Genomic DNA, 22,986 nt, shown 5'->3' on the forward strand with positions numbered 1-22,986 from the left:
CCGGGCGTGATGAAGAAGAGATATGTAAATATTGCTAGAAATAGGAGAACAAATTACATGGCGATTAAGTATATTCATTTTAATACATATCCCGATCGCAAGACAGTAGAGGGCATCATCCAGTTACATAATAAAATCTTTGGCGGGTCGGATGACCTGGCTGGCCGAATGAAGGAAAAACCTGACTTGCGAATTGATGTGGCAGTGGATGGAGAAAAGATGGTCGGCTATAAGATAGGATACGCGCTAAATCGGGAACAGTTTTATAGCTGGTTGGGAGGGGTGGATACAGGAACCAGGGGATTGCCTCAAAATTAATGGAGCAGCAGCATCTTCATGCTAAAGAAAGTGAGTACAAAGCCGTACAAACAAAAACCAAAAATAAGTGGAGAAGCATGCTGATTTTAAATATTAAAACCGGCTTCGATATTATTGGCACATACACGGATGACGAAGGAGAACCGAAAATCATTCTTAAAAAGAACTTTCGAAGTAAGAAACACATCAAAGATAAAAATTAAACTCGAAGAATCAATAGGAGACATTAGCATACCAGTAGAGGAGGATGAGGATGGACGTTTTCGTAAAATATATAGATGGCATTGATCACCCGGACCATCGCAGCCGAACGGAGGAAATATTAACGTGGATCGCGAATCAATTCCCCCATTTGGAACCGCAGATTAAGTGGAATAACCCCATGTTTACTGATCATGGCACCTTTATCATCGGCTTTTCTACAGCAAAGCATCATTTGAGTGTGTCACCTGAAGAGGCAGGCATTACTCACTTTGCGGATGATATTGCGCAAGCCGGCTACAGCTTTACAAAAGGCTTGTTCCGGATTCCTTGGAAACAGCCGGTTAATTACGAATTGCTGAAAAAAATGATCGAATTTAATATTCAGGATAAAGCAGAACATACAACCTTTTGGCGGAAATAATATACTTAATTTCAACTATTGGGCACCTATCTTTATGAAGATAGGCGTCTTTTTTTATTTTATTACATGCCAGGGATATTTATTTAACAATAACAATATAATAAATAACAATAATGATTTATTGTAAAACGATAAATAGTGTGTTAAATTCAATTTGACAATAAAAAAGTGAGGTGTCTTTTTATGAAACGGGTATCAACACTCTTTTTAAAAATAGCTGTTTTTCTTATTGGACTTCCGGTTCTTGCTATGTGCCTCTTTTTGGTGCCAGAGATTGCCAAATATATCGCAGAATTAAATCCAGATCATGCTTATTTGAAATATCTCATTTTTCTCGACTTATATGCATCGGCTATACCCTTTTACTTTGCTCTCTATCAAGCATTCAGGCTTTTAAGTTACATCGATAAGAATATAGCTTTCTCTGAACGATCGGTAAGAGCTTTAAAGAATATAAAATATTGTGCAATTACAATCAGTGTCTTGATCGGATTGGGGATGCCAATCTTTTACCTCATAGCGCAGATGGATGACGCCCCAGGTATCATCGTAATCGGACTGGTCATTATTTTTGCTTCAATCGTAATTGCAGTCTTTGCTGCTGTTCTTCAAATGCTTTTAAAAGATGCCATTGATATAAAATCAGAAAATGACTTAGTAGTCTGAGGTGACGAACATGGCAATTATAATCAATATTGATGTGATGCTCGCAAAACGGAAAATGAGTGTAACAGAACTTTCGGAGAGGGTTGGAATCACAATGGCTAACCTTTCTATCTTGAAAAATGGAAAGGCAAAAGCGATTCGATTAACCACTTTGGAGGCGATTTGTAAAGCGTTGGAGTGTCAACCCGGAGATATTTTGGAGTACCGAAATGATGAAGAGACCAAGGATCAATAAATGAAACATTCAAAAAGGGAGGCACAAATCATGGGAGCACTAAAACAACTCATTCGTTTTGGTTGGGAGCAGGCCCTGTCATGTTTATTTCCAGTTGTTATTTTTGCCTCTTTGGCTTTTACAAAAATCGTTGCACTTCCCTTACTGGCAAGGTACGACTGGTTGTTAATCATCTGCCTTCTGATGCAATGGGCAATGGTACGCTCAGGGCTTGAAACACGGGATGAACTGAAGGTGATCACCTTGTTCCACTTGATCGGACTCACTCTTGAGCTTTTCAAGGTACATATGGGTTCCTGGGCCTATCCAGAGGAAGGGTTTTTCAAAATTTTTGGAGTGCCTTTGTATAGTGGATTCATGTACGCGAGTGTAGCGAGTTATCTTTGCCAGGCGTGGAGAAGGCTTAAGGTTGAACTGGTAAAGTGGCCGCCATTTTCGGTGGTGGTATCTCTTGCATCTATGATTTATCTAAACTTTTTCACCCACCATTATTGGATGGACGTTCGCTGGTGGTTATCTGGACTTGTGATTATCGTCTTTTGGCAGTCATGGGTAACTTATAATGTGAACGGAACCCGGTACCGTATGCCTCTATCATTATCGTTTGTACTCATCGGTTTTTTTATCTGGATCGCTGAAAATATCGCAACGTTCTTTGGAGCCTGGCAATACCCAAACCAAACCAATGCATGGAGTCTCGTTCATCTGGGAAAGGTGAGCTCGTGGCTCTTACTCGTGATCGTTAGCTTTCTGATCGTAGCAACGTTAAAGCAGATTAAGGAAAAAACGCCGGTGGGTACTGTTCAATCTGTTAAGACAACACTTTAAACGTAAATGTGAACGGTAAAGAGTTGATAAAATCACCGTAACTTTTTCACTTTAGTCATGGGACCTGGGGCTCGTTTTTTCAAGACCGTATCGTAGAGGAATATAGTACCATTTAAATATGGGTTATGGAAATCCCGGTAATAAATTGAGGCGATGTAATGAGTAAAGTGGTAAGAGTTCATTCTGCATGTCTTGTTCAAGAAGTAAGTTGAAGTGAAGTGTTTATCCCCTGTTTATACAAAAGTTACTATTGTGAAGATCATTATGACGAAGCAATGTTGTTTCAAAAAAGACGGCATTCAATCAGCGATAAAAAGAAGGTCAATTTATCGTTTTAGCTGAAGAAGTAATTGAGTAAAAAAGGAGCCATCCTTCAAAGAGCAGCTCCTTTTTTGCTTTATTTACGCTTGATTTTAAACCGTGACACATAATCTTTTTTCTCTTTCGGCTGTATATCATCCAAGCCCGTCAGCCGCTTGGGCAGCTGCTTTAAATTTGGTGCATTGGTCACCCAGGAATAAGGCTCGATGGCCAGCAAATTTTCATTGCCGCTCGCTGTGAATAACACCCATTGAGTGAACCGGTCGGAAACAGAATAGGAGACATCAAGACCAGGTAAATCAATCACTGCGGCCTTGTTCTCGGTCATGACGAACACATCATCCAGTGCAACTCCAGATAGCCGGGTTCCTTGTGAGAACTCATCCTTGTTTTGGACGTTTTCCAATTCGCCTGTTGGCAGGTGACGTTCATTTAAACGCCATCGTTCCTGGACGTCAATGCGTAATTCCGCTGAATCAGGAAATTGGAAGGTGGTATGGTAGCCGATCCCGCATGGCATGAGGCTGTCTCCGTTATTTGTGATCTCTGTCGTTTGAATTACTTCTGTTCCCTGAATCTCAATCGTCATCGTGATGGTAAAGTCATGCGGGAACTGGCTGAGAATACCTGGGTGCTCTGACGAACGAATCTCTGTTATAATTCGCGGAATGGTGTCATCTGTCTCAAGGACTGTCCATTCCTTGTCATGTACAAAGCCATGAATATGAACATCCTCTTTGGCCCTGTTCATCTCCAGTTCGTAGACCCGGCCATTGTATTCAAATGTGGCATCTTCAATGCGGTTGGGAGGAAAGAGCACCGGTGTTCCGAATACCATTTTCCGTGTTTCATATTCCTCTTTCGTTTTCGGTGTTCTGAGGATCTCGGTATCGGTCTTTTTATCACGGATGGAAATTAGGTTACTTCCTTGAGAGGGGAGGACAATCACTTCAACTTCTTCATTTTCTAGTGAGTAGGCAGCTTCATTCAGGAATTGAATTTTTTTCACGCTCATTTTGAGTACCTCCATTTTTCATTACAGCATCGGTTTTAAGTATTCCCCTATAGATTACAATGCAAGCCTTTTATTTGAAAGGTTTAAGTAACTTAATAACTATTACACAAAAAGAGGAAGCTGCACAAGACAGCCTCCTCCTATTTTAATGATGTAGTTAGCGATTGCCTGGCGCTGGCTGGTCTACGCCCCGCACATGGTGGCGATGACCATCATTTTCCGTTGTATAAAAATCATAATAGTGTACATGCATGCCGTTTCCTACGGGGATGGCGGGGCCGGAATACGCCTTGTAGTGGTGGTTGTGCCCGTCCTCAAACACCACATAGCCTTCTGTATAATGGATGTGGCCTTGTTCGTGCTGGATGGGAGGGGAAGTCACATCCAGACATTGATGGACATGTCCGTCGGCTATTGCGGTGTAATCTACTGAACCGTGATTATGGTGGGGTACAAAGCCGTTTACAAAATCATCTTTACCTACTTTGGCCATTCTTTCACACCTTCCTATGTTCTTTTACCTGTCGATAGGCCTTGTTGTGGCTATATGCCAAGTATATTTTGAACAGATGAAAAATATGATGTAGCATGAACGGTATTCCTGTAAAAAAGGGTTTTACCGAGCGAAATAAAAAAGAAGAGAAAAAGCTGCCGAAGAAGGCGGCTTTTTCGTTGCGAAAGGAAGCAGTTTTTTTGCTTAATTAGGGTATCATGGTGATGATTTTTAGGCAAAATGATAGATTGTTTTTTAACAAAGGGCATGACACCATTGATTTAATATTATTTTTGCAAATCACGTCATCAATTTATAGGGAGTGAGTCAATCTATGACACGTGTTTTGTTTATTAATGCTGGGTCTGAAGGACATATCAATCCGACGATCGGAGTGGTGCAAGAGCTGATTTCGCGCGGAGAAGAAGTTGTTTATTTTACAGTAGAAGCCTTTCGGGACCGTGTAGAGAAGACTGGAGCGACTGTCCTGACATTTGACGGAGAAGCGTTTATTAAAGCCTTTCTATCAGGTGGACGAACGTATTTACTCGAAAGAATCAATGGCCTTTTGCAAACGGCAGATGTTGTAATCCCAAGCGTATTGGAGCAAACTGAAGGGGAACATTTTGATTACATGATCCATGATTCCATGTTTGGCTGTGGACGGTTTCTTGCACAAATTCTCAAACTTCCCGCCATTAGTTCGTGTACCTCTTTCGCACATACGAAAGACTCCTTCGAGAGCATGCTCGAACACCTTTCAAAAGATATCCCACCAAAAACACTGGAAGCGATTCGCGGGGACTACCGAAACATAACAACTAAATTGAAGGAAAACTATGATGTTGAAATTGGCTCGCCGTATGAAATTTTTTGTAATCCTGCACCATTGACCATCATTTATACCACCAGGGAGTTTCAGCCTTCCGGGTACACATTTGATCCCTCCTATAAATTTGTGGGTCCATCTATTTCTCTACGGCCATCGAAAGAAAACGTCGACTTCCCTGAGATCAAGGGGAAGGATCTCATTTACATATCTCTGGGTACGGTCTTTAACCAAGCCAAGGAATTCTATAAGCTTTGTTTTGAGGCCTTTGGAGACAGTGAACATACCGTGATCATGTCCATTGGGCAAAGAACGCAAAAGGCAGCTCTAGGGAAGATTCCGAAGAACTTCATCGTGGAAAATTACGTTCCACAGACGGAGGTGCTGAAAGAAGCTGATTTATTCATCACCCACGGAGGAATGAACAGTGCCAACGAAGGCCTTTACTACGGAGTGCCTTTACTTGTCATTCCGCAGAGCGCAGATCAGCCGATGGTTGCTCAACAAGTGGTCACAATTGGAGCTGGAAAGAAACTGCAAATGGAACACTTAACAGCGGCTCAACTTCATGAAGCCACAGATGCTATACTGAACGAGCCCTCTTTCCGACTACAGGTTGAGAAGACCAGCGAATCTTTTAAAAAGGCGGGAGGGTATCAGCAAGCAGTGGATGAGATCTTTAAATTTAAGGCTGAAATCGGGATATAACTTTCAACCACAAAAGAAAGGGCTGACACCAACGATGCTATGTGAGCGTTTGGGTCAGCCTCTATTTTTTCACATCACAATACTTTGATATAACCTTCCGTTCCGTTTACCCGAATGCGCTGTCCATCCTTAATCAACTTGGTAGCATTTTCCACCCCGACCACTGCGGGTAACCCATACTCACGGGCAATTACGGCTCCATGGGTCATCAGTCCGCCAACTTCTGTGACCAGGCCTTTTATCGAAACAAACAATGGAGTCCAGCTGGGATCAGTAAAGGCAGTGACTAAGATATCTCCCTCTTCCAAATCGGCATCTTTCATGTTTACGATCACACGGGCCCGTCCCTCGATCACTCCGGTAGAGACAGGCAGACCGACAATGGCATCGGCCGGTAGATTTTCTCGTTTGTATTGTCCTGCAGGGATTTCACCATCAGACGTGATCACACGCGGAGGAGTCAGTTTCTCGAATAATTGATACTCGTCTTTCCGTTTGCTGATGATCTGGTTATCCAATTGGTTTGTGCGCACCACTTCGCGAAGTTCTTCGAAGGTGAGGTAGTAGATATCTTCTTTTTCATGAATGACATTGTTTTGTACGAGTTGATCAGCTTGTTTCAGCAAAGCCTGTTTATAGATAAAGTAGCGGTTGACCATGCCGTATTTCGGATATTCACGATAACCAATGAAATTCCTGAGTATCCTGATTTTTTGATTGGTCTCTTCTGCCTTTTGCTCGCCATCTGGCAGTTGCATCAATCGTTCTACTAACTCTTGTTCTTTTTTCAAGGCAGCCTGCCGTCCTTGCTCAAATCTCCGGCGGCTTTCATTTGGCTCTAAGTTTTTTATATTACTGAGAATCAAGGGGAGAAGTGCGGTAGGTTTTTCGCTCCAGCGGTCTCGTGTAAGATCGATTTCACCGGCGCATCTCATGCCATATTTGCTGAGAAAATCATAAATAGCCTCCCGGGTTTGTTTTCCTCCTTTAACCTGAAGCAGTTCATCCATAAAATCCTCATCTTTTACATGCTGTAAGAACTCAATGACTTCTGGATAGGGTCGAATCACATCGGCCACATCCAATAAAGCCAGACCCATTTCAGAAGTGACGTTGTGTTGTACAGATTGAGAAAGCGTGTCTGATGCGTTTTTTTCACCCAGCCACTGATCCAATTGCTTATTGAGCCAAGCTGAAGCATCGAAAGCTGCCATAAATACAGCTGTACTTTGTGGATCAAATAAGATTCTCTTTAATTCCTGAATATCTTCCAGAATAAAATCGATTAAATCTGATCCGGATTTAGCCTGGATGGTGTGTTTTAACTCTTCGATCGATGCTTGGCTTTTCTTGATCAGCTCCGTAACGACGGTCGGGTCATTTTCGTTTGGTGCTGGAACAGGTGGACCAGGTTTTCTTTGACCTTGTGCATTTTCGTCATCTGGTACCGGTTTTATGAAATGTTCTCGCTCGATGACGTTCATCAGGGCATCTTTTAACAACGGATCGTGCTGTCCCATGGCCTGTAAGAACCCTTTTTGACTGCCAGGTGAAGCCAGCCGTTGGGTAACATCAACAAATAACCTTCCGCCAGCTTTACGCATCGGGGCGGGAGTGACTAACAGGAAAAACGATAATCCCAATGGTTTGATGGCATCGGTCATCATCTGCTGATGGCCGACCGATATATAGACGCGATTTTCATCATCAGCCTCTTCCGGGATGGGGTATAGGGTCGTAATGGGGCGGCTTTGTACGATGTAGAATGTATCATCAGCCAGGCACCATTCGATATCTTGCGGGTATGAAAAATAAGCCTCTATTTGTCTGCCAATGTGTGCGAGTTGTAAAATTTGTTGATCTGTAAGGGTTTGAAGGGTTTGATGCTGAGGATCTATTTGTTGTGTAACGGTCCCCCCTTCTTCTAATGCATAGATGGCCAGTTTCTTGGCTGCGATCATTTTATCCGTGATCTTATCTTCTTTTACCTTGTAGTTATCCGCAGATACTAAGCCGGAGACCAGTGCTTCTCCTAACCCAAAACTGGCATCAATGGAAAGCACCTTCCGATTGGATGTTACCGGATCGGCCGTAAATAAAATGCCGGAAGCCTGCGGAAAAATCATTCGCTGCACGATGACAGAGAGAGAAACCTGGCTGTGATCGAATCCGTTTTGCATCCGGTAGAAAACGGCACGGTCTGTATACAGAGAGGACCAGCACTTACGGATGTGCCTGAGAATTGCATCACTACCAATGATATTTAAATAGGTGTCATGCTGCCCGGCAAACGAGGCGTGCGGGAGATCCTCAGCTGTCGCGCTCGAACGTACAGCATACGCGTGTTCCTCACCAAACTCGGACAGATAGCGATGGACAGATGTTATCACCTTAGAAGGAAATTTGACGTCCTCGATGATTTGCCGGATCTTTTGACTGATCTCACTGATTTTTTCCCGGTCGTTTATTTGAAGCAGTGTGAGTTGCTGCAAATGCGTGTGGAACGCTTCGTTTGGTTCGAGAGCTTTTTGAAAGGCCTCTGTGGTCACACAAAATCCTTCTGGTACCTGTATTTCTTGGATGTTCGATAATTCCCCTAAATTTAACCCTTTTCCTCCAACGAGCAAAAGCTGGGTTTTTTCGATTTCCCGAAAATTGAGCACATAGGAACTCATTCACATCTCTCCTAACCTTAACGATTCTTATGGTTTCTTAGAACCTTGCTCTGATTATTTTATAGAAAAAATAAACGATTAACAGTCTTATATTATTTTCCTTTATATGGTATGATAAAGATGGGAGATAACATTCAAATGTTGATTTGAAGAAAAAACCATACATAAAAACATCTAAGCAGCGAATCAAAATAAGGTTGGGAGCATTTCTTCAATAAGAAGGGATGCTTCCTTTTCGTTAAATGACTTTGTTACATAAAATGAGACGGTGTATGAATTGGAAAGGAAATCATAATCAGATAATAGCTTCCATTGATATTGGTGTAATCCAGCTGACACTAAAAAAAGAACCGCCTAAGCAGTCCTTTTAATTTCCCCTATGTCGTTGCAGCAATTGATCGATCTTATAGGTTTCTTTTCCTCCGTATGTATAGCTGAATCCGTAAAGTGAAGCCTGGTTGGCGAGATCGCTCAGGATGCGGTAAAGATAGACGACTGCTCGCGGCTGGTTATCATTTTTGACTAAATGCTGGAGCTGGTCGATGTTGGAGATGTCTTTTGTGATTTTGGGATCGGGAACGTTAGCGGCAAGCACTCGTAAACTCCCAAAATCGATATCGTTGAACTCGCTCCTGAAAATGGGAATATTTTTGATTTGATGGGCAGTTGAAAGATAGCTGATTTGGTTATAGGTTTGTTGAATTTGTTTGGTTAACAGCAGTTCTGAAAAGTAAATGCGTTCTTTATACGGTGTGGGCTTAAGTATGGAGTGGCTTGCCGTGGTGTAGAGCATCAGGATGAAACAAGAAATGAGCAGTGTTCCTGTCGTAAGGGAGAGTGTGAGTTTTTTCAATTTGGCTCTTCATCTCCTTCGGTTTCTTTTTTTTAAGCCTACCAAGATTATCCTTGGGAATCAAATGATAGATGGGAGTTTTGTCAGGGATGGCAGGGGCAGATGGAACTAAAAAAGTAACTTTTCAAACAAAAAAGCAGGGATCTCCAACAAAATGACTATTGTGCATTTTCTGAAAGTATAGTAGGTTATGTTCAACACGATTTTTAACTGAATAGGTATTTAAAAGTGCTCAAGTGAACCTTGGGATAATAGGGAAACCGGTGTAAATCCGGTGCAGCCCCCGCTACTGTAAGCATTGATGGACTGTCGATATAGCCACTGGCCAAGAGCTGGGAAGGTGACAGATTCAGGTGATGTGCGAGCCAGGAGACCTGCTTTTAAATGAGTCATACAATTCTCGGAGGGAGGATGACGTCGTTTCTATGTTGCAATATAATCCATTTCGTAAAATGGTTTACATTCGCAGTTACAGGGTGGCCGCGTGTCAATCAACCTTCCGTTTACGTTGTTTAATCAACGGAATTTCTTAAAGGGGGCTGACATGAGAGGCTGCCCTTTTTTGCGTGGAAAAAAGTAGAGGAAGTGATGTTATGACGACATGGAACTTAAACGGAACAATGAGCCATGTGCTCATCTGCAACGGATCAAGCTGTATGAGAAAAGGCGGAGAGGAAGTGACTCAGGCGATTCGCGACGAAATTAAAAAGCTGAAGCTTGACCAGCAGGTGCACACGACCCGGACCCGCTGCAACGGACGGTGCAAGGACGCCTGTGTGGCGATCATCTATCCTGAAGGAACATGGTACAGCGTGCGGGATGAAGAGGCAGCAAGGAAACTTGTCACTAATCACTTGGGAAAAGGTGAAAAGATGAAACAGCATGTGATCTATGAATACGGCGAAGAAGGATTCTGTCTGGAGGCAGAAAACGGCTGGACAACCGGCGTTGAGAAAGTGAAGGAAAAGGAGGCCGTGAAGTAATGGAATTAATGACCTTTGCGGTGCTGGCGATTTTTATCGGCATGCGCCACGGATTGGATGGGGATCATGTCGCTGCGATCGCGGATATGGTGGGAAGCGAACGTAGACGAAAAAGACAGCTGACGCTGGGGGTCATGTATGCCCTCGGCCATGGAGCTATCGTCTTTTTGATCGGGCTTTTGTCCATCTATGTTGGGGCGAAATTGCCAGAAGGTGCGCAGAGCTATCTGGAGCTCGCCGTCAGTGTAACGCTGATTATTCTGGGCTTGATTATCATCCTGTCTATCTTTCGGCGGAAGAAAGACTATGAGTACAAAAGCCGATTAATGATTGTCATGGATTACATACGAAAACTGACCGGTTCAAAAAAAGAAACTTCAGATCTAACGAAATTTGGTATCATCAGCGCCTTTATCATCGGCGTTATCCATGGAATCGGAGTGGAAAGCCCGACCCAGATCGCAGCCGTTACCCAGGCGGCTGGTCTTGGCAGTGTCACAGGCGCCACCATGCAGCTCGTCCTGTTCGTAATCGGACTTTTAGCTTCCACCATCTGTGTAACATTCTTGTTCACCTGGGGCTTTATGAAAGCGAGCATGAAGAAAGGATTTTACATTGTACTGGGTTCCGTGACCGGCGTGTATAGCGTAGGGCTCGGGCTCTATATGATGGCCGAACTGTTGAAAGGAGGTTTTTGACATGAAAGGAAAGCTGCTCATTATCGGATTCGGACCTGGAAGCTATGACCACATTACCGAACGGGCAAAGCAGGCGATCCAGGAAAGTGACTGTATTGTCGGCTATAAAACGTATGTGGAACTCATCAGCGGCCTGATCACCGACCAGAAAATCATCAGTACCGGGATGTCCGAGGAAGTCAGCCGGGCTCAAGCCGCTGTAAAAATGGCGGAAGATGGGCAAAAGGTGGCGGTCATCTCAAGCGGGGATGCCGGCGTTTATGGGATGAGCGGCCTCGTGTACGAGGTGCTCGTGGAAAAAGGCTGGAAGGAAGCCACCGGGGTGGAAGTGGAAGTGATTCCGGGGATCTCGGCGATCAATTCCTGTGCCTCCTTGCTCGGCGCTCCGGTCATGCATGATGCGTGTACGATCAGTCTGAGCGACCACCTGACGCCATGGAAGCTGATCGAAAAACGGATCGAAGCCGCGGCACAGGCGGATTTCGTCATCGCCTTTTATAACCCGAAAAGCGGAAGGCGCACAAGACAGATTGTTGAAGCTCAAAAAATTCTCCTGCAGCACCGTTCGCCGGAGACCCCGGTCGGTCTCGTAAAAAGTGCATACCGTGACCGGGAGAGCGTAGTGATCTCAAACCTGAGAGATATGCTCGACCATGACATTGGCATGCTGACTACGGTCATCGTCGGAAACTCACAAACCTTTTTGTATGACGAAAACAAACTCATTACCCCAAGAGGTTATCAGCGAAAATACACGCTGAATACAGAAAAGCAGCGATTACGCCCGCATGAACGATTGCGCAAGGAAAATGAACCATGGGCGCTGCCGGACGAAGAGCCGGTGAGTGAAAAGGTCGAAGCTCAAGCTAGTGCTCTTCAGCTGGCGAATGAAGCGCTAGCTCTGGCGACCGGTAAGCAGGAGGAAGAGCCTGCAGAAGATATCATTCCATCCCGCGTTGAATCCATTCTGGAATTTGGAGTAAGTCCCGGGCTGGTAAATAAAAAGTTTACGTCGAAACAACTCCTTACGTTAGCCGAAGTGGTCGGCGAGCATGGAGAGATGGAATACACACCGCACCATCAGATCAAGGTGCAGCTGTCGACGGACGAGCCCGACCTCGTTACTGAAAAGCTAAAAGCGGAAGGCTTCCTGCTGCTTCCGGCGGGAGACGTGCTTCAGATCAAGGCGTGTGACTTTTGTGACGGAGAAAAGTACGATTCCATTCCGTACGTGGAACAGCTGCAGGAAGAACTTGGCGGACGGGCGCTCCCAAAGGAACTAAAGCTTGGATTCAATGGCTGCGGAATGGCTTGCTATGGAGGTGTTCAGGAGGATATCGGTATCGTGTTCCGCAAAGGCAAATTCGATCTGTTCCTCGGTGGCAAACCGCTCAGCCGGACCGCGCATTCAGCCCAGCCAGTCATGGAAGGGATCGAACCGGATCAGCTGGTGGGCATCGTTACGGGTATCATCCAGGAATATGAAGAAAAAGGGCATCCAAATGAGCGGTTCTTTAAGTTCTTCAAACGCGTGCAAGAGGTTGGCGGATTCAAACATAAAGACATGGCTCCGGTCATTCAGCTCGAACCGGCTCCATGCGGAGATTAAGGAGGAAAACAATGAAGGCAATTTTAATGGTAGGCCATGGCAGTCGGGATCCGGAAGGCAATGAGCAGGTTCGCACCTTTATCGACGAAATACGGACAAAGGTGGATTCTGGACTGCTGGTCGAAACGTGTTTTCTGGAGTTCGAAAGTCCTGATATTCATGAGGGGATTGAGAGTTGTGTTCAAAAAGGCGCCACTTCGGTAGCCGTGGTGCCGATCATGCTGCTTCCGGCAGGTCACTCCAAGATTCATATTCCAGCTGCGATCGATGAGGAGAAGGAAGTATACCCGCATATCAACTTTTCATATGGACGTCCCATCGGTGTCCATGAAGCGGCACTCGATATTCTCACTCATCGTCTGCAGGAGATCGGCGAGAATCCAGTTTCTCCTGATGAGGATACTGCGGTCATTCTTCTCGGGCGTGGAGGCAGTGATCCGGACGCCAACAGTGATCTGTACAAGATTACGAGACTGCTGTGGGAGCGTCTGAACTATAAGATCATTGAACCTTCCTTTATGGGAGTGACCGATCCGCTCGTTGCCGAAGGAGTGGAGCGATCCATCAAGCTTGGCGCCAAAAAGGTCATTATCCTTCCGTACTTTCTGTTTACCGGCATCCTGATCAACCGGCTGGAGAAGATGGTCGCCGATTTCAAACAGCAGTACCCGGACCATGAGTTCCAGCTGGCTCAGTATTTCGGTTTCCATCCTGATCTTCAGAAAATCCTTATCGACCGGATGGAGGAAGTCCTGCAGGGAGAAGTGAAGATGAACTGCGATACGTGTCAGTACCGCCTCGACGCCATGGAGCATATCGACCACCATCATCATCACGACCATGATCACCACCACCATGACCATCACCATCACGGGCGGGAGGAACAGAAGGTATGATTCTTTTTCTTGCAGGAACGAGTGATGCGCGGGAGCTTGCACTCACCATAAAGGAAGCTGGCTACCCGCTTCTTGCGACAGTGGTCACGGAAAACGCCGCATTGGAGCTCAGAAAGAATGGATTGAACGTACATACAGGCCGGCTCAATCAGGACGAAATCGGAAATTTTATCGAGCAGCACGGCGTGACGATGGTCGTGGATGCGTCTCATCCATTTGCAGAGGAAGCGAGCAAGAACGCGATGGCGGGAGCAAAGGAAAAAGGCGTATTGTACCTCCGTTATGAGCGGGACCGGCAGGATTATGAGCATAAGCATCTTCTGGCAGCTGACACGTATGAAGAGGCGGCCGAAAAGGCAGGGGAACTTGGCGGTGTCATCATGCTGACGACCGGAAGCAAGACATTGCAGATTTTCACCGAAAAACTGCTGAACCGGTCCAATGTTTCCTTGATCGCCCGCATGCTGCCGAGGAAAGACAACATGGAAAAATGCGAGCAGCTTGGCTTTCCGCAAAAGAGTATCGTGGCCATTCAAGGGCCGTTCACGAAAGACTTCAACAAAGCTTTGTTTCAGCAGTTGAAGGTGGATGTGATGATCACCAAGGAAAGCGGCAAACAGGGAGCGGTGGATGAGAAAGTGGAAGCGGCACTTGAGATGGGGATTCAGGTGGTCATGATCAAACGGCCGAAAATCGCCTATGAAAACCAGTATTCAGATTTTGCGGATATCTTGCAGCATATTTCCCGGGAATGGAAAGGAGTTTTAGCATGAGCATGATGGACTTTAGAACGGAATTTATACCAACCACGGTTCAGCCCCAGCAGATTGAAGGAAGAAGCTTTGAAATGATTGATGAGGAAATCGGTGAGCATCCGTATACGGAGGAGCAGTATCCGATCGTTCGCCGGGTCATTCACGCCTCGGCGGATTTTGAGCTCGGAAAAAGCATGGTTTTTCATCCGGACGCTATACAGGCAGGCATTCAGGCGATCAGAGGCGGCAAGAAAGTCGTGGCCGATGTGCAGATGGTTCAGGTGGGCGTGAGCAAGAACCGCATCGAAAAGTACGGAGGAGAAGTGAAGGTGTACATTTCGGATCCGGATGTGATGGAAGAGGCAAAAAAGCTGAACACGACACGTGCGATCATCTCCATGCGCAAAGCGATCAAGGAAGCGGACGGAGGCATTTTCGCCATCGGTAACGCACCGACCGCGCTTTTGGAACTGATTCGTCTCGTGAAGGAAGGGGAGGCAAAGCCAGGTTTGGTGATCGGTCTGCCGGTTGGTTTCGTTTCGGCTGCAGAGTCGAAGGAAGAATTGGCGAAGCTTGATATTCCTTATATTACGAATGTGGGCCGAAAAGGCGGAAGTACCGTTACGGTGGCCGCGCTGAACGCGATTTCCCTTCTTGCTGAACAGGTATAACCATGAAAAGCAAGACACCAGAAAAGGAAAAGAAAAACCTCCGGCAGGGCTACACGACTGGGGCCTGTGCCACGGCCGCCACAAAGGCGGCACTGACGGCCCTCATTACGGGCGAGCCGCAAAGCGAAGCGACCATCTACCTGCCGGCGAAAAAGTTCGCCACCTTTCAGATGGACAGCTGCATTTTAAAAGACGGAGCGGCGGAAACCGGAACGATCAAGGATGCCGGTGATGATCCGGATGCAACCCACCAGGCACTGATCAAATCAGAGGTTTCGTGGGTACAGGAACCCGGTATCATCCTCGACGGCGGAATTGGCGTCGGCCGGGTGACCAAGGAGGGTCTTCCGGTCGCTGTAGGTGAAGCGGCGATCAATCCGGTGCCGCGGAAAATGATCCATGAAACCGCCAAAGAGGTGTTGGAATCCTTCGGGATAAAGAAGGGCATCAAGATCGTCATCTCCGTGCCGGATGGGGAAGAAATCGCAAAGAAAACCTTGAACGGCCGGCTGGGCATCATCGGCGGCATCTCCATCCTCGGAACCCGGGGCATCGTGATCCCGTTTTCCTCGGCCGCCTACAAAGCAAGCATCGTTCAGGCGATTTCGGTTGCGAAGGCAAGCGGATGCAGGCATGTCGTGATTACGACAGGCGGGAGAAGTGAGAAGTATGGGATTAAGGAATACCCGGCATTACCGGAAGAAGCGTTCATCGAAATGGGAGACTTTGTTGGTTTTACCCTCAAGGAGTGTAAGCGACAGGGAATGGAACGCGTCTCGATGGTCGGCATGATGGGTAAGTTTTCAAAGGTTGCACAGGGCGTCATGATGGTTCACTCCAAGAGTGCGCCGATCGACTTCAACTTTTTGGCCGGGGTGGCCGAGCGGGCTGGCGCTTCGTCTGATCTGGTGGAACTGGCAAGAGAGGCGAACACCGCTTCCCAGGTTGGTGAACTGATGGCGGCAAACGGTGTGAACGCGTTTTTCGATGAGCTCTGTGCGAGTTGCTGCGAGAATGCGCTGAACGAGATGAAAGGCGGCCTGTCGGTAGCCACCAGCCTGTACACGTTAAAGGGAGAGTTTTTAGGAAAGGCGGAAACAGAATGACACGTATTCAAGTAATCGGCATCGGGGATGGAGGAAGAAGTGACCTTCTGCCAAACAGCCAGCAGATGATCCAGGAAAGTGACCTGCTCATCGGCGGGGAACGCCAGCTTTCCTTTTTCCCGGAGTATGAAGGGGAGAAGCTCTTCATCAAAGGCGGGTTGAAAGACCTGGTTCAGAGGCTGAAGCAGGAAAAGAAAAAGACGGTGGTGCTCGCTTCCGGTGATCCGCTTTTTTACGGGATCGGAAGCTATCTTTCCAAACACGTGGAGGTCGAGATTCATCCGTACCTCAGTTCCGTTCAGCTGGCTTTTTCCAGGATGAACGAAAGCTGGCAGGATGCCCATGTGGTCAGTGTTCATGGCCGGAGCATGAAGGGGCTCGTACAGAAAATCGACGGACGGAAAAAGGTGGTGCTTCTTACCGATCAGGAGAACTCACCGGCCGCGATTGCGAAGTACCTTCTTCAATTTGAAATGAGAGAATATACCGCGTTTGTGGCGGAAAATCTTGGCGGAGAAGAAGAACGGTGCACATCGATGACGCTCGAGGAAATGGCATCTTGGGAAGGTTCCCACCTGAATGTTGTCATTTTAAAACAGGAACAGCCGGGACCGTCCTGGCATTTTGGCATTGAAGATCGTGAATTCTCGCAGCGGAAGCCGGAAAAAGGGCTGATCACGAAAAAGGAAATCCGGACGCTGAGCCTTGGTGCTCTGGCCCTTAAGGAAAACAGCGTCGTATGGGACATTGGCATCTGTACCGGATCTGTTGCCATCGAAGCGGCTAAGATTGCCCGTGAAGGAGAGGTCTACGGCATAGAGAAGAATGAACATGATCTCGTGAACTGCTATGAAAATATGAAAAAGTTTCGTGCTGACCTGACCGTTGTGCAGGGGAAGGCGCCTGAGAGGCTCGAGGAGTTCCCTGATCCCGACGCGGTTTTTATCGGCGGAACGGCGGGGGATATGAACGGCATTCTCGAAGTGTGCTGCAGCAGGCTGAAAGACAACGGCCGGATCGTCCTGAACGCGGTGACGATCGAGAATCTCGCCCAGGCGGTTGACGGCTTTAAACAGCGAAACTATGAAACCTCCATTACGCTTGCGCAGGTGTCCAGAAGCAAGCCCATTTTAAATTTAACAAGATTCGATGCATTGAATCCGATTTACATTATAACTGCCACAAGAAAGGAAGACTAATATGATTGGAACATTATACGGCCTTGGCGTTGGCCCTGGGGACCCGGAGCTATTGACCGTCAAAGCTTTTCGCAAGCTGAAGGAATCCCCGGTCATCGCCTATCCGAAAAAGAGAAAAGGCACGAAGAGCTATGCCCACCGCATTGTGGATGTGTATTTGAACCAGGGAGAAAAAGAGATGCTAGGCCTCGTGTTTCCGATGACAAAGGATCCCGTTATCCTTGAGCGCGAATGGTCAAACACCGTTGAGCAGGTCTATGAAAAACTCAGCGAGGGGAAAGACGTAGCTTTTGTGACCGAAGGCGACCCTCTCCTGTACAGTACGTTTATACATATGATGAACATGATGAAAGAACGCCATCCTGATGTGGCGATCCGCACGGTTCCCGGTATTTCATCAATCAACGGCACGGCTTCGGCTCTCGGGCTTGCTCTTGCTGAGGGAGACGAGCATGTGGCGATCATCCCGGCGAGAGACGACTATGAAACCATGAAAAAAGCAATCGTGGAAAACGACTGCATCTTTTTCATCAAAGTTGCCAAGGTCATGCCGCTCATGCTGAAAATATTGCGTGAACTGGATTTGATGAATAAGGCACAGGTGGTAACGAAGGTCACGTCAGAGGAAGAAATCATCTGGGATATGAACGAGCTCGATCATGCGGAGCTTGAATACTTAACATTGATGGTGGTGAGAAAATAATGAAGGTAACAATTATTGGAGCGGGTCCCGGGGATCCGGATTTGATTACAGTTAAAGGACTGAAGGCCATGCAGGAATCCGATGTGGTTATGTACGCGGATTCACTCGTGAGCGAGGAACTGATTGAGCGGGCCGGTGACCATGCAGAAATCATCAAAACAGCCGGGATGCATCTGGAAGAGATGGTAGAGGCCATGGCTTCTTTCGTAAAGAAAGGAAAAAAGGTCGCGCGCGTGCATACCGGAGACCCTGCCGTTTATGGCGCGATTCTTGAGCAGATCACGCTCCTAAAAGAAAAGAACATTGAGGTAGAGATCATTCCTGGCGTCAGTTCGGTGTTTGCATCGGCTGCGGCCGTTGGAGCGGAGCTGACGGTGCCTGATTTGACGCAGACAGTGATCTTAACGAGGGCGGAAGGGCGCACGAAAATGCCGGAGCGGGAAAAGCTGAAGGACCTGGCGAGCCATCATTGCACCATTGCTCTGTTCTTGAGCGCCACGTTAACGAAGAAAATCGTCAATGAGTTTTATGAAGCAGGATGGAGTGAGGATACGCCGGTCGTTGCGGTTTATAAAGCCACATGGCCGGACCAGAAGATCGTCCGCACAACGCTCGCGCATCTGGACGAGGAACTGAAGAACAACGGCATGCGCAAGCAGGTGATGATCCTTGCCGGCTGGGCACTCGATGAGAACATCCACGAAAAAGACTTCCGTTCCAAGCTCTATGACAAGACCTTCACTCACGGCTTCCGAAAAGGGGTGCCGTCATGATGTATCTTCTGGAAGAAAAAGTCGAGCCGCGGATTAATACCTTTCATGATTATGCGCTCGTCGCGATCACCAAACATGGCGTGACCCTTGCAAGAGAGCTTCAGAAGACGTTCGGTGCTGCGGATTTGTACTACATGAAAAAGTTCGAAAAGGGCGATGAAGAAGAAAAGAACATCCAGATGTTTGAAGGCAGTGTGCGTTTGCTCCTGCCTTCTCTTTTCAAACACTACAAAGGCATCATCCTCATTATTTCGTTGGGTGCGGTCGTCCGCATGATCGCTCCGATCTTAAAGAACAAAAAGACCGACCCTGGTGTTGTGGTTATCGATGATAAAGGTCAGTATGTCATCTCAGTACTCTCGGGGCATTTGGGCGGGGCGAACGAGCTGACGAAGGAAGTCGCCGCACTGATTGGCGGCCAGCCGGTCATCACGACTGCTTCCGATGTGCAAAAGACGATTCCGGTGGATCTGTTCGGCAAGCGGTTCGGCTGGGAGTGGGATTCAGCAGAAAAACTGACACCGGTCTCCGCTTCGGTCGTGAACGAAGAGCGGGTCGCTATCGTCCAGGAATCAGGAGAACGAGGCTGGTGGGAGCATGACCGCCCGCTGCCTGGAAATTTCTCGTGTTATTCTACGATAGAAGAAGCATTGCAACATGACCATGATGCGGCACTGGTGATCACCCACCGGAACCTGGAGTCACAGGAAGAACAGATTTTACATAACGGGGTGCTTTACCGGCCGAAGGTAATCGTGCTTGGCATGGGCTGTAACCGGGGCACCTCCGCACAGGAAATACAGGCGGTGATCCAGGAAACGCTGGATGAGCTTGGGTTTTCCATCAAAAGCGTGAAAGGAATCGCCACCATTGACCTGAAAAAAGACGAAGAAGGATTGCTCGAGACCGTATCGAAGTATAACTGGAACTTTACCTGCTATCGTCCAGAGGACTTGAATGCCATTGAAATCATGGAGCCTTCTCAAACGGTCTACAAATACACGGGCGCTTATGGTGTGAGTGAGCCGGCAGCAAGGCTGGCGAGCGGCGCGGGAACACTGGAACTGGTAAAAAAGAAATCCGGAAACGTGACGTTATCCGTTGCGGTCATTCCCTTCCAATAGAAGAAACGGGAGATGAGGAACATGAGTCAACGAAGAATTGTAATTGCGGGTACCGGGAGCGGTGTTGGGAAAACGACGCTGACCATCGGCCTGTTGAGCGCTTTTCAGAAGCGGGGCTATAAAGTACAGGGCTTCAAGTGCGGGCCGGATTATATTGATCCGACATACCATACCGCGGTTACCGGCCGGGTCTCCCGGAACCTTGACAGCTGGATGCTGCCAGAGAATGTCGTGAAAGAGGTGTTCACGAGGGGAAGCGAGGGCGCAGACATTTCCATCATCGAGGGCGTAATGGGCTTTTATGATGGAAAAGACCCAAGATCCAACCGCGGAAGTACAGCGGAAATCGGTATGATTACTGAGAGTCCGGTTCTGCTCGTCGTCAATTGTGCGAGCATGGCGAGAAGCGCGGCCGCGATTGTCAAAGGCTTTCAGATGATGGCTGAGGGGCCGAACATTGCTGGAGTCATCGCTAACCAGGTGGGCTCAAAAGGCCACTTTGAACTGGTGAAAACCGCGATTGAACAGGAATGCGATGTGCCGGTCATCGGGTATCTTGAGCGGAACGAGGAGCTCTACATCCCCGAACGCCATCTGGGATTGATTCCGTCGATCGAGCGCGGCGACCTGGACCCGTTTTTTCAGAAGCTCGGGACACTCGTTGAAGCCACGATCGATCTTGATCACCTCATGAAAGTGGCGGAAGCGCCTCCGATTGAAGTGGTAGCCAAAGACTCCCTTTTTCAAAAAAGAGATACAGAACCGGTGAAGATCGCCGTGGCGAAGGACGCGGCCTTTAACTTTTATTATCAGGAAAATCTGGATCTGCTGGAGGCATACGGCGCAGAGCTTCAGTTCTTCTCACCTTTAAACGGAGAGACCGTACCACAGGATGCGAAAGGCCTTTATTTAGGCGGAGGTTTCCCGGAAGAATTTGCACAGGAGCTTAGCGAACAAACGACGGTTCGAGCATCCGTTAAAGAGGCGATCGAACACGGGGTGCCAACACTTGCGGAGTGCGGCGGATTCATGTACCTGACCAAAGAGCTTGAAACGTCTGATGGAGAAGTACATCAGATGGCAGGCATTATCCCGGGAAGAGCGGTCATGCATACGAAGCGGGTGGCGCTCGGCTACCGGGAGATCAAAGGTAAACCAAACAATTATCTGTTAAAAGAAAATGAAGCGGCCAAGGGCCACGAGTTTCATTACTCCACCTTTCAAGCAGAAGAAGAGATTCCTTATGCTTTTGAGACAAAGGGCATGAGAGGGATTAATAATGAGGGCTATATGAAAGGAAATCTCATCGCAGGCTATACGCATTTCCATTTTGCATCATTCCCGGGCATGGCCGAAAACTGGATCAAACAATGTCAGGAGAACAAACAGCATGTCTAAGCCTCTTTCACTCATGATCCAGGGGACGCATTCGGATGCCGGAAAAAGTGTGATCACGACCGCGTTCTGCCGGATTTTTGCCCAGGACGGCCATCGAACCGCTCCGTTCAAATCCCAGAACATGGCCTTGAACTCATACGTGACCATCGATGGCAAAGAGATCGGACGGGCACAGGGTGTCCAGGCAGAGGCGGCGGGTGTGGAAGCAACAACTGACATGAATCCCATCCTCATCAAGCCGAGCCGGGAAAACGACGCGCAGATTGTCGTTCTCGGCAAACCGTTTCAGAACATGAACGCGTTTGATTACCGCAAGTCCTTTTACGAGATGGGACGGCGCCTGATCAAGGGCTCGCTTGCAACTCTCTATGAGCAGTATGACTGTGTGGTAATTGAAGGAGCGGGAAGTCCTGCCGAGGTGAACCTGAATGACCGGGAAATCGTCAACATGTCTGTGGCCCGCATGGCCAACGCGCCCGTCATCCTTGTGGGTGACATTGAAAAAGGCGGCGTGTTCGCCAGCCTTGTTGGAACGCTACAGCTTCTGGAAGAGGAAGACCGGGAGCGGATCATCGGGGTCATCATCAACAAGTTCCGTGGTGATATCTCACTGCTGAAATCAGGACTGGACTGGTTTGAAGAATACAGCGGAAAGCGTGTGCTTGGCGTGATTCCCTACCTGCCAGGTTTGAACATCGAAGCAGAAGACTCGGTCGTCTTACAGCGATACAGCACACGACGGGATGAAACAAAGGGCCTGGATATCGCGGTCATTCAATACCCGATGATTTCGAACTTCACGGATATCGATCCGTTTTTTGCCGAAGAGGATTGCTCAATACGGTTTGTCACCACTGCGAGCCAGCTCGGGCAGCCGGATCTCATCATCCTGCCCGGCAGCAAGAATACCATCGAAGACCTTCTCTTTCTTAAAGCAACGGGGCTGTTTGAGAAACTCCAGAAAAGTGAAGCCGTGATCGTCGGTATTTGCGGAGGCTACCAGATGCTCGGGGTTTCGGTCAGCGATCCGGAGGCGGTGGAAACCCCGCATGAAACCGAAGCGGGGCTGGGCCTGTTGCCGGTCGAGACGGTGATGGATATCGAAAAAACGACCGTTCGTTCACAGGGAATCGCCACGTTTAGGGGAAAAGAATTTGTTATTAAAGGCTATGAAATCCATATGGGGCGTTCTTCCTCCTCGGAAAGGATTCCGTTCATGGAAACCGGACATGGACTCCCGGATGGCGCCAAAAGCGAGGACGAGCGCATCATCGGCACCTACTTTCATGGGTTGTTCTATAATGACGAGTTTAGGAGCGCTTTATTGAATTCCATCAGAAAAGTGAAACAGCAGGAAGAACAAACGGAGATTATAAGGTATAATGACTTAAAAGAAAAAAGTTTTGTTACGCTCGCCGATCATGTGCGCAAGCATGTGGATCTGGCTGCGATATATAAAGAAATGGAGAGATACAGTGAGCGGCGCATGCCGGTCTAGAGAGGTG

The 22,986-nt window shown here is 47.6% G+C and carries 24 protein-coding genes and 1 riboswitch; of the genes, 20 read left to right on the forward strand and 4 right to left on the reverse strand.

Features of this window, described 5'->3' with window-relative positions; genetic code table 11:
- The first annotated feature begins 57 nt into the window (after positions 1-57).
- The 6 genes from AS030_RS24650 (at position 58) to AS030_RS02750 (ending at position 2,672) form a co-directional block, all read left to right on the forward strand.
- Entirely contained in the window at positions 58-318 is a 261-nt protein-coding gene (locus AS030_RS24650; RefSeq protein WP_338082291.1) for a hypothetical protein, read from the forward strand.
- The gene (locus AS030_RS24655; RefSeq protein ID WP_338082292.1) at positions 318-521 is read left to right on the forward strand and encodes a hypothetical protein; all 204 of its coding nucleotides are present in this window, start codon (positions 318-320) and stop codon (positions 519-521) included. Before AS030_RS24650 ends, AS030_RS24655 begins: the two co-directional genes overlap by 1 nt.
- 50 nt (positions 522-571) lie before the next feature.
- Positions 572-943 (forward strand): iron chaperone, encoded by a 372-nt coding sequence (locus AS030_RS02735; protein ID WP_061968110.1) that lies wholly within the window; start codon positions 572-574, stop codon positions 941-943.
- 183 nt (positions 944-1,126) lie between these two features.
- The gene (locus AS030_RS02740; protein ID WP_061968112.1) at positions 1,127-1,609 is read left to right on the forward strand and encodes a DUF2975 domain-containing protein; all 483 of its coding nucleotides are present in this window, start codon (positions 1,127-1,129) and stop codon (positions 1,607-1,609) included.
- 10 nt (positions 1,610-1,619) lie between these two features.
- Positions 1,620-1,844 (forward strand): helix-turn-helix domain-containing protein, encoded by a 225-nt coding sequence (locus AS030_RS02745; RefSeq protein ID WP_061968114.1) that lies wholly within the window; start codon positions 1,620-1,622, stop codon positions 1,842-1,844.
- A 30-nt stretch (positions 1,845-1,874) separates the two neighbouring features.
- A complete protein-coding gene (locus AS030_RS02750; protein WP_061968117.1) occupies positions 1,875-2,672 on the forward strand; it encodes a DUF817 domain-containing protein in 798 nt (265 codons plus the stop codon).
- Between the two features lie 397 nt (positions 2,673-3,069).
- Here AS030_RS02750 and AS030_RS02755 read toward each other — a convergent pair whose 3' ends face one another.
- Both AS030_RS02755 and AS030_RS02760 read right to left on the reverse strand, forming a co-directional pair.
- The gene (locus tag AS030_RS02755) at positions 3,070-4,008 is read right to left on the reverse strand and encodes an aldose 1-epimerase (protein WP_061968120.1); all 939 of its coding nucleotides are present in this window, start codon (positions 4,006-4,008) and stop codon (positions 3,070-3,072) included.
- Positions 4,009-4,165: 157 nt separating this feature from the next.
- On the reverse strand, positions 4,166-4,501 hold the full coding sequence (locus AS030_RS02760; protein ID WP_061968122.1) for a YmaF family protein: 336 nt from the start codon (positions 4,499-4,501) through the stop codon (positions 4,166-4,168).
- 334 nt (positions 4,502-4,835) lie between these two features.
- Here AS030_RS02760 and AS030_RS02765 point away from each other — a divergent pair, with 334 nt between their 5' ends.
- Positions 4,836-6,038: a macrolide family glycosyltransferase gene (locus AS030_RS02765; RefSeq protein ID WP_061968125.1), complete on the forward strand. Its 1,203-nt coding sequence runs from the start codon at positions 4,836-4,838 to the stop codon at positions 6,036-6,038.
- 74 nt (positions 6,039-6,112) lie between these two features.
- Here the strand turns inward: AS030_RS02765 and ppsA are convergent, their stop codons facing one another.
- Positions 6,113-8,713 (reverse strand): phosphoenolpyruvate synthase, encoded by a 2,601-nt coding sequence (gene ppsA, locus AS030_RS02770; protein ID WP_061968127.1) that lies wholly within the window; start codon positions 8,711-8,713, stop codon positions 6,113-6,115.
- Between the two features lie 367 nt (positions 8,714-9,080).
- Positions 9,081-9,566, reverse strand: a complete 486-nt coding sequence (locus AS030_RS02775; protein ID WP_061968130.1) for a hypothetical protein — start codon at positions 9,564-9,566, stop codon at positions 9,081-9,083.
- 209 nt (positions 9,567-9,775) lie between these two features.
- A riboswitch (cobalamin riboswitch) is annotated at positions 9,776-9,962 on the forward strand.
- Between the two features lie 197 nt (positions 9,963-10,159).
- On the opposite strand from AS030_RS02775, the gene AS030_RS02780 reads away from it, so the two are divergent.
- From AS030_RS02780 to AS030_RS02840, 13 genes are read left to right on the forward strand one after another with little or no spacing between them, the layout of a single operon-like run.
- Positions 10,160-10,549, forward strand: a complete 390-nt coding sequence (locus AS030_RS02780) for a (2Fe-2S) ferredoxin domain-containing protein (protein WP_061968132.1) — start codon at positions 10,160-10,162, stop codon at positions 10,547-10,549.
- Positions 10,549-11,247 carry a HoxN/HupN/NixA family nickel/cobalt transporter gene (locus tag AS030_RS02785; RefSeq protein WP_061968135.1) on the forward strand — a complete coding sequence of 233 codons (699 nt, stop codon included), beginning with the start codon at positions 10,549-10,551 and terminating at the stop codon, positions 11,245-11,247. Before AS030_RS02780 ends, AS030_RS02785 begins: the two co-directional genes overlap by 1 nt.
- Before the next feature lies 1 nt (position 11,248).
- Positions 11,249-12,856 (forward strand): precorrin-3B C(17)-methyltransferase, encoded by a 1,608-nt coding sequence (gene cobJ, locus AS030_RS02790; RefSeq protein WP_061968138.1) that lies wholly within the window; start codon positions 11,249-11,251, stop codon positions 12,854-12,856.
- 11 nt (positions 12,857-12,867) lie between these two features.
- Complete coding sequence (locus AS030_RS02795; RefSeq protein WP_061968141.1) at positions 12,868-13,752, forward strand: sirohydrochlorin chelatase; 885 nt, start codon at positions 12,868-12,870, stop codon at positions 13,750-13,752.
- On the forward strand, positions 13,749-14,525 hold the full coding sequence (cobK, locus tag AS030_RS02800; RefSeq protein WP_061968143.1) for a precorrin-6A reductase: 777 nt from the start codon (positions 13,749-13,751) through the stop codon (positions 14,523-14,525). Before AS030_RS02795 ends, cobK begins: the two co-directional genes overlap by 4 nt.
- Positions 14,526-14,530: 5 nt before the next feature.
- A complete protein-coding gene (locus AS030_RS02805) occupies positions 14,531-15,178 on the forward strand; it encodes a precorrin-8X methylmutase (protein ID WP_061971469.1) in 648 nt (215 codons plus the stop codon).
- A gap of 2 nt (positions 15,179-15,180) precedes the next feature.
- Positions 15,181-16,284 carry a cobalt-precorrin-5B (C(1))-methyltransferase gene (locus tag AS030_RS02810; RefSeq protein ID WP_061968146.1) on the forward strand — a complete coding sequence of 368 codons (1,104 nt, stop codon included), beginning with the start codon at positions 15,181-15,183 and terminating at the stop codon, positions 16,282-16,284.
- Positions 16,281-17,483, forward strand: coding sequence for a bifunctional cobalt-precorrin-7 (C(5))-methyltransferase/cobalt-precorrin-6B (C(15))-methyltransferase (locus AS030_RS02815; protein WP_061968149.1), 1,203 nt, complete (start codon positions 16,281-16,283; stop codon positions 17,481-17,483). Before AS030_RS02810 ends, AS030_RS02815 begins: the two co-directional genes overlap by 4 nt.
- A gap of 1 nt (position 17,484) precedes the next feature.
- On the forward strand, positions 17,485-18,186 hold the full coding sequence (cobI, locus tag AS030_RS02820) for a precorrin-2 C(20)-methyltransferase (RefSeq protein ID WP_061968151.1): 702 nt from the start codon (positions 17,485-17,487) through the stop codon (positions 18,184-18,186).
- The gene (gene cobM / locus AS030_RS02825; RefSeq protein WP_061968153.1) at positions 18,186-18,959 is read left to right on the forward strand and encodes a precorrin-4 C(11)-methyltransferase; all 774 of its coding nucleotides are present in this window, start codon (positions 18,186-18,188) and stop codon (positions 18,957-18,959) included. Before cobI ends, cobM begins: the two co-directional genes overlap by 1 nt.
- On the forward strand, positions 18,959-20,083 hold the full coding sequence (locus tag AS030_RS02830) for a cobalt-precorrin 5A hydrolase (RefSeq protein ID WP_061971471.1): 1,125 nt from the start codon (positions 18,959-18,961) through the stop codon (positions 20,081-20,083). The genes cobM and AS030_RS02830 overlap by 1 nt, the downstream gene beginning before the upstream one ends.
- Before the next feature lie 21 nt (positions 20,084-20,104).
- Positions 20,105-21,481 carry a cobyrinic acid a,c-diamide synthase CobB gene (locus AS030_RS02835; protein ID WP_061968155.1) on the forward strand — a complete coding sequence of 459 codons (1,377 nt, stop codon included), beginning with the start codon at positions 20,105-20,107 and terminating at the stop codon, positions 21,479-21,481.
- Complete coding sequence (locus AS030_RS02840; protein ID WP_061968158.1) at positions 21,474-22,979, forward strand: cobyric acid synthase; 1,506 nt, start codon at positions 21,474-21,476, stop codon at positions 22,977-22,979. The genes AS030_RS02835 and AS030_RS02840 overlap by 8 nt, the downstream gene beginning before the upstream one ends.
- The last annotated feature ends 7 nt before the right edge of the window (positions 22,980-22,986 follow it).

The sequence above is a fragment of the Fictibacillus enclensis genome, assembly GCF_001457035.1.
GTDB lineage: Bacteria > Bacillota > Bacilli > Bacillales > Fictibacillaceae > Fictibacillus_C > Fictibacillus_C enclensis.